We start from the raw sequence: 6,629 nt of genomic DNA, 5'->3' as shown, positions 1-6,629 counted from the left end.
CGCGGCTTCATGCGCGGCAGCATCGACATCTGCGCCCGGCTCTCGATCTGGAAGGTGCCAAGCGTGTCGGCCTTCTGGATCATGGCGTAGACGTCGGGGTCGTCGCTTTGGAGGTCGGCAAGGCCCACCTTAAGGCCCTTGCTCTCCTCCAGCATGGTGAAGGCCCGGTTCATGCAGCCCAGCATGCCAAGACCCAGCACATCGACCTTCATCATCCTGAGCGCATCAATGTCGTCCTTGTCCCACTCGATGATCTGGCGATCGGCCATTGCGGCGGGCTCGATCGGGACAAGGTCGTCGAGGCGATCGTGCGTCAGGACGAAGCCGCCGGGATGCTGGCTCGATTGGCGCGGCACGCCGATCAGCTGGCGCGCAAGGTCGAGCGTCAGGCGCAGCCGCCGGTCGGACATGTCGAGATTGAGTTCCTCAGCCTGCTTCTCGCCCACGCCTTCGGCCGACCAGCCCCAGACCAGGCCCGCAAGTGACGAGGTCAGGTCCTCGGGCAGGCCCATGGCCTTGCCGACATCGCGTACCGCACCGCGCGCGCGGAAACGGGTGACGACCGCCGTCAATGCCGCCCGGTCACGCCCGTAGGTATCGAATATCCACTGGATGATCTCCTCGCGGCGCTCATGCTCGAAATCGACGTCGATGTCGGGGGGCTCGCGCCGCTCGCCCGAGACGAAGCGCTCGAAGAGCAACTCGTGCTTGATCGGATCGATCGAGGTGACGCCGAGCACGAAGCAGACGCAGGAGTTCGCCGCCGATCCGCGCCCCTGGCACAGGATGCCCCGCCGCCTCGCCTCTGCAACGATCGAATGGACGGTGAGGAAATAGGGCGCGTAGTTCAGCTCGGCGATGAGCTTCAGTTCATGCGCGATCTGGTCACGGTAGTTCTGCGGCGGATCGCCGCCGAACATGGCGCCCAGCGCCTCGTGCGCCATTGTCTCCAGCGCCTGCTGCGCCGTCAGGCCCTCGATTACCTTCTCCTGCGGGTAGTGGTAGGTAAGATCGCCGAGCGAGAATGTGCAGGCATTCGCGATATCGATGCTGGCTCGCAGGGCATCGGGATACGCAGCGAAACGGCGCTGCATCTCCTCTGCCGATTTGAGCGCGCGATCGGCGTTGACCTCGCGGCGATAGCCAAGGTCGTCGACTCGGCAATTATGCCGGATCGCGGTCACCACATCCTGCAGCAGCCGGGCATCGGGCGCATGGTAAAGCACGTCGCCGGTGACGACGGCGCGCACTCCGGCCTCCCTCGCCTGGCGCGCCAGCGCGTCGATCCGCACGGCATCGCCCGGGCGGCGGCGCTGGAACAGCGCCATATGCGCTCGCCTGCCATAGACGGATCGGAGATCGGCGAGCGCCGCAGCATTATCCGCATCCGCCTCGTGCGGCAGGAGAATGGCGATCACGCCCTCGGACCAGGCTTCGAGTTCGGGCCAGTGCAGCAGGCAAGCCCCTTTCCCCGCCCGGCGCTTACCGATAGTGAGGAGGCGCGTGATCCGCGACCACGCCTTCCGGTCAGTCGGGTAAAGGAGCAGCCGGCGACCGCAGGACAGATCGACCCGGGTTCCGGCGATGAGGCGTACCCCGGTGGCCTTCTCCGCCTCCCAGGCGCGGACCACCCCGGCGACACTGCCAAGGTCGGCAATGCCGATGGCGGAATACCCGAGCTTCGCCGCGACCGAGAACAGCTCGTCCGGGCTCGACGCCCCGCGCAGGAACGAGAAGTGCGTGAGCACCTGGAGTTCGACGTAGGCGGTCATGCGAAGACCCCGTGCATCCACCACGAGAGATCGCCGGTCTCGCCGGCAACGCCGTCGCCGCGGCGGAACACCCAGTAGCGCCCGCCCCCCTCGTCCTCGACCCGGTAGTAGTCGCGCACGGCCCAGACTTCACCGTTGCGCCGCCACCACTCGCCATGGATGCGCTCGGGCCCGTCGCCGGCCACGACCGTGTAGGACCGTCCGCGCCATTCGAAACGGCGCGGAGGCTGATCGGGCAGCAGTGCGATGACGCGCGACAAGGGCTCGGGCCGCGCGAACAACCGCACCGGCCGCTGCCACGCCGGCCAGGAGCCGGCTGTCGCGATCGGGCTGGTCGGCCTCACGGCACGTTCGGGCACATGGCTCTCGACCGGCGCAATGCGGAAAACCGCGCCCGGTCCGATCCTGCCTGCCACGACGTCGACCAGGCGCGCCGGATCGCGCAGCGTACTTTCCCCAGCGAGGATCGCCCCCAGGTTCTCGGCATCGAGCGGCTCGGTATGCGGCGCCAACAGCCTGAACTGTTCAAGACCCATGCCAGGATCGATGCGCTCGATTCTGAGCTTCAGGAGGCGCAGCAGGTGCGCCACCTCACGGCTCGGCCGGGAAGTGCCGATCGTCACCACCTGCTCGCCGCCGTCGATCCGTAAGGCGCAAAAGCGCAGTGAGCGCGCGCCCAGGCCTTTGCGCTGCAGCACCTCTGCCAGATCCCTCAGCAGGTCGTGCATGACCTGAGCAATCGCTTCGGCCGTGCCGATCGGTTCGAGCAAACGACGCTCGACCGCCGGGGTGACGATATCCTCACGCGGCGTGATCGGCTCGGCCTTCCCGCCGAGCGCCTGATCGAGCCGATCGATGGCGGCGAGACCCAGCCTGCGTGCCAGGGGCCCGCGCGCGACGGGCAGCAGGTCGGCAATCGTCTCGAAGCCGAACTTGCGCGCGGCGACGAGAGCGCCGCTTTCGAGGCGCAGCGCCGCGACCGGTAGCGGCGACAGGGCTTTCAGCACGCCGCCCTGTGGGATGATGGCGATGTCCTCGCGCCCATAGCGGGCCAGCGCGTGCGCGGCGCCCGCGGTCTCGGCAATTGCGATGCGCGCGGTGAACCCGGCGCGGCGACAGAAGGCCTGCAGCCGCTGGCAGAAACGCTCCTCCCCGCCATGCAGGTGCGCGGCGCCCGTGAGGTCCAGCCAGATGCCGTCAGACGGCGAGACCGCGGCGATCGGCGACCAGCGGCGGATGCCGAACAAAGCGAGGCGATCGAGCAGCGCCTGGTCGGCCTCGGGCTCGGAGGCGCGGAAGTCGAGATCGGAGACGAGCGCGCGGGCATGGGTTGCCACCATGCCGACATGGATGCCCAATGCCCTTGCCGCCGGACAGGCCGAAACGATCTCGTCGCGCCGACCGACCTTGCCGATCAGCGCCAATGGGGCAGCCATGACCGGCGGTGCATCGCAGACCTCTTGCGCGACCACTGAAGAGACCGTTCGCCTGAACGGATGCTCTGCCGTCTCGGAGCGCCGTCCGAGCTCTCGCATCGGCGGCCTCGCGTGCAGCGGCAGCGCCGCGATCTCACGCTCGACATCCAGGCGTGTGCGGTCCTCCCCCTGGACGGCCCCCTGCCCTGCTGCGTTCTGCCGCTCGCGTGCCCACCGGGCACCCGGCCGCCATCCGCCGCCGCGAGGGACCGAGCAGGCACCAGGGTTGTCGTCGACGGGAAGCTGGAGTGCGCGCGGCTCAGGCCGCGGCGCGGCGAACCGATCCTGCCGTCTCAGCCGCTCGATGGCCAGGAACGGCAGGAACAGCGAGACGACCCGTCGCATCGCACCCCTCCACAATCAGGGAAAAGCCTTCGCCGCCGCGCTGGCGTGCGAGTTCGACCAGCCAGCGCGGGCGCCCGACTCCCGCGATGCCGAGCAGTTCGGACGGTGCGCTGGCGATCCGCCAGCGCGTCCAGGCCGCGGATGGATCGGCGAGCGGGTCACGATCCCGGCCGCGGTGACGCCGCAGCAGGAGCACCGGGATGTCAGCCTCGGCGGCAGCAAGCTGCAGGCGGCGGGTAGCTACCATCGAGACCTTGCTGGCTTCGGCGACCACGGCGGCCGGCGTTCCATCGCGTACAGCATCCTCGACCACGGCGAGCAATACTGCATCGTCGCGCGGCTGTGCATGAATGACGTCGGCGGAAGCCAGGCCCGCCTGTTCGAGGCCGGGGGCATAGAGGTCATTGCGGCAGCTGACCCACAGGACCGGCGCTGCGGCCAAGCGGGCTTCGCGCGCAGCGATGCCGGCCAGGAAAAGCGTGGCCGCCGCGTCATCGACCAGCGAGCACGTGAGCGCAGCGGCCTCGTGCAGGGCACCTGCGCGCAAACCGCCGGATCCGAGGCGGCCATCCAGAGCATCGATACCAAAAGGCATGGTCCGATGATCAGCCAGCGGGGTCGCCAGCGCGCGGAGGGCATCGATGCCCGGATGCGTAAGCGATGAAACCAAGGACATGGTGATTCTTTGAAAGACTCAGAAATGTTACTCTTATGTTCTCACCTGGAGGCCGGTACGGTCAACCGGTTTGATGGACGAGCGGATAGCGACATGGGGACAAGCCTGTGCACACGGCGCATACCTGCGGGCTTCGCAAATCCTAAGCCGCCCCTCACTGTTGGTTTGGAGGCGGCATAAAGGAATGCGTATGGGAACAAACCGGATGGGCGAACGATGCAGTTCAAGTTCAAGGTTCGATGACGATGACACTGGGAAATTCCTGCGCGGCGTTCAACGACGAGGAGGTCGCGGAACTTCGCGGCATTGCAAAAAACTACCGCGAGGCGAGCGGGCCGGTGGTGAAGCTGTCGAACATGCTGGGCAACAAGATCGAAAGCGCGCTCAGCAAAGTGCCGGAAGGCTGGCAGGCCGCCGCCGCGCAGGCGACCGACATAGCGCTGCGCACCTCCTACGCCGCCGCCAGCGGGACGCAGGCCGAACCGGAATCACGCAGCTACCTCAACACCGTGCTCGCCAAGTGCGCGGGAGACCGCTGGCATCAAGTCGCATCGTCGGTCAGCGGAGCCATTGGCGGCGTCGGCGGCCTGACGACGCTGGCGCTGGACCTTGGCGTGACAACCACGCTCATCCTTCGCTCGATCCAGGAGATCGCGCTCGGCTATGGCGAGGACATCGAGGACGAGGCCGTCCGTCTGCAATGCATTGGTGTGTTCGGCTTCGGCGGCCCGCTGAGCGAGGACGACGACGTCGACACCGGCCTTTTCGGCGCGAGGCTGGCGCTGCGCGGCAAGACGCTGGAAGCGATGCTGCGCGTCGTCGTCCCGCGTCTGCTGCCCACCGTCACCGCTGAAGCCGCAGCCAAGTCGGTGCCGCTGGTGAGCGCGGCGGTCGGCGCGGTGCTGAATCCAGCCTTCACTTCGTATTACCAGAAGATGGCACACGTCCACTTCCGCCTGCGCAGGCTGGAGCGCGATCACGATCCCGAGACGGTGCGCGCCTGCTTCGAGCGGGTCCTGACCGACATTCGCCACCAAACACACAAACCGAAGGGCGAATCCAGATGAAAGCGCCGGCCTCCCGACACGCCTGTATCGTCTGTCCTGGAATTTTCCCGGATGTAAGCTGCGAGACAATCTTTGCCTTACGTCCCAGGGCAGGAAAATCATCGCGCGTTTGAGGCCGCCAACACCTCGACCCACCCCACCGAACGCGAAGCCGCTCGCCTGCAGTGCCAGGCCCGCTTCCACAACCAGCGCGCTGGCGAGATCAACGATCTCGGCAGCCGGACAGCCTATCAGCAGTTTGAAAAGCCGTACTGATAACGATTGACGGCGCCGGTTTCGGCGCCGTCACGATCCGTCACCGCACCAGCGCCGTCTGAGAGCGCAGGCGGCTGATGCGCCCACGCGACGTAAAGCAGCTCCCTCCCCAGCCCGCTTGCGGGCTACGCGGTAGCGCTTGTCAGTCGCGTGCGACCATGAAAGGATTTGATCATCCTCGGCCTCTGGCTGCCAGCGGGAGAAACTCGATGGATGACGCGCTTGAGCCATTACCGCCTTGCACGCAACCGGTCTTTACCGTTTGTCTCGATGGCGACATTCCCTCGTTCATGCCTGCCGCGGCGCCAGCCGTGCAAAAGCGCCCCTCGCTTTCGGAATTGTTCGCCCATCTCATGGCGGCTGCTGGATGCAATGTGATTGCGGCACCTGCCTCAGCCGCTCATCCACCTTCAATCCATGACGGTTTTGGGGCGCTCATGGAGGCAAGCAACCAGTTTCTTGTAGGTCCTGGTATCCCTCTGGCAGAAGCGTTCTGGACCCATGTGCTCGCTTACCGTCGCGGTACCGTCACGAGGGCCTTGCGCGCTGCGGCTTTACAAGGACAGCATATACAGGGCTTCCTTACTATTTACGCGACTGACGTCCGCTCTCCCTTGCTCTACACTGAAAACGCCCCGCCGTTGCGTGTCCGCGAGACCATAGACGTCCCGCCGGGTGTCGATGGGCCCTTCCTCGTTCTCGTGGTGTGCGAACTTGCCGAAAATGAAGACGCGCGCCCGATCCGCGGCTACGCCCAGCCAGTCTATCAGGCCCGGCGGTTCGTTCCCGTGGCATCCAATCTCGAGCGCGATGTTCTAGCATTACAGTTGCATTTTTGACTTGATATGAGCGCGCCGTGCGGCAGCCTGATGCGCTCGTCTCCAGCATGACCAGGCGATGATGTAGGCGGGCTGGATACGACGCTGGGCCAGCTTGTTGGCGATCCGCCGGACTTCCTGGATCGACCAGCGGATCAGATCCTGATGGTCGGCATCCTTAGTCTTTTTGGGGGCGTCGCGTGGTTGGCGCGATATCGGAT

At 66.2% G+C, this 6,629-nt stretch carries 7 protein-coding genes; 3 read left to right on the top strand and 4 right to left on the bottom strand.

Annotated elements, in window-relative coordinates:
- From LH128_RS13260 to LH128_RS13250, 3 genes are all read right to left on the bottom strand, one after another.
- Positions 1-1,772 (bottom strand): PHP domain-containing protein (locus LH128_RS13260; RefSeq protein WP_008830153.1); only part of this gene is annotated, 1,772 nt, incomplete at its 3' end.
- The gene (locus LH128_RS13255) at positions 1,769-3,592 is read right to left on the bottom strand and encodes a DNA polymerase Y family protein (protein WP_172705045.1); all 1,824 of its coding nucleotides are present in this window, start codon (positions 3,590-3,592) and stop codon (positions 1,769-1,771) included. The genes LH128_RS13260 and LH128_RS13255, both read right to left, overlap by 4 nt.
- Positions 3,507-4,268 (bottom strand): ImuA family protein, encoded by a 762-nt coding sequence (locus LH128_RS13250; protein WP_008830151.1) that lies wholly within the window; start codon positions 4,266-4,268, stop codon positions 3,507-3,509. The genes LH128_RS13255 and LH128_RS13250 overlap by 86 nt, the downstream gene beginning before the upstream one ends.
- Before the next feature lie 239 nt (positions 4,269-4,507).
- On the opposite strand from LH128_RS13250, the gene LH128_RS13245 reads away from it, so the two are divergent.
- From LH128_RS13245 to LH128_RS33405, 3 genes are all read left to right on the top strand, one after another.
- Positions 4,508-5,335, top strand: coding sequence for an EcsC family protein (locus LH128_RS13245; protein WP_008830150.1), 828 nt, complete (start codon positions 4,508-4,510; stop codon positions 5,333-5,335).
- A 72-nt stretch (positions 5,336-5,407) separates the two neighbouring features.
- A complete protein-coding gene (locus LH128_RS13240) occupies positions 5,408-5,590 on the top strand; it encodes a hypothetical protein (protein WP_008830149.1) in 183 nt (60 codons plus the stop codon).
- A gap of 209 nt (positions 5,591-5,799) precedes the next feature.
- Positions 5,800-6,429: a hypothetical protein gene (locus LH128_RS33405; protein ID WP_172705043.1), complete on the top strand. Its 630-nt coding sequence runs from the start codon at positions 5,800-5,802 to the stop codon at positions 6,427-6,429.
- Here the strand turns inward: LH128_RS33405 and LH128_RS13235 are convergent.
- On the bottom strand, positions 6,412-6,629 hold a 218-nt coding region (locus LH128_RS13235), incomplete at its 5' end, for a hypothetical protein (RefSeq protein ID WP_008830148.1). The two genes, LH128_RS33405 and LH128_RS13235, sit on opposite strands and share 18 nt — an antisense overlap.

It is taken from the genome of Sphingomonas sp. LH128, assembly GCF_000293195.2.
Classification (GTDB): Bacteria; Pseudomonadota; Alphaproteobacteria; order Sphingomonadales; family Sphingomonadaceae; genus Novosphingobium; species Novosphingobium resinovorum_A.
Note: the sequence above shows the minus strand (reverse complement) of the source record. Positions and strands in the feature narration are given on the sequence as shown.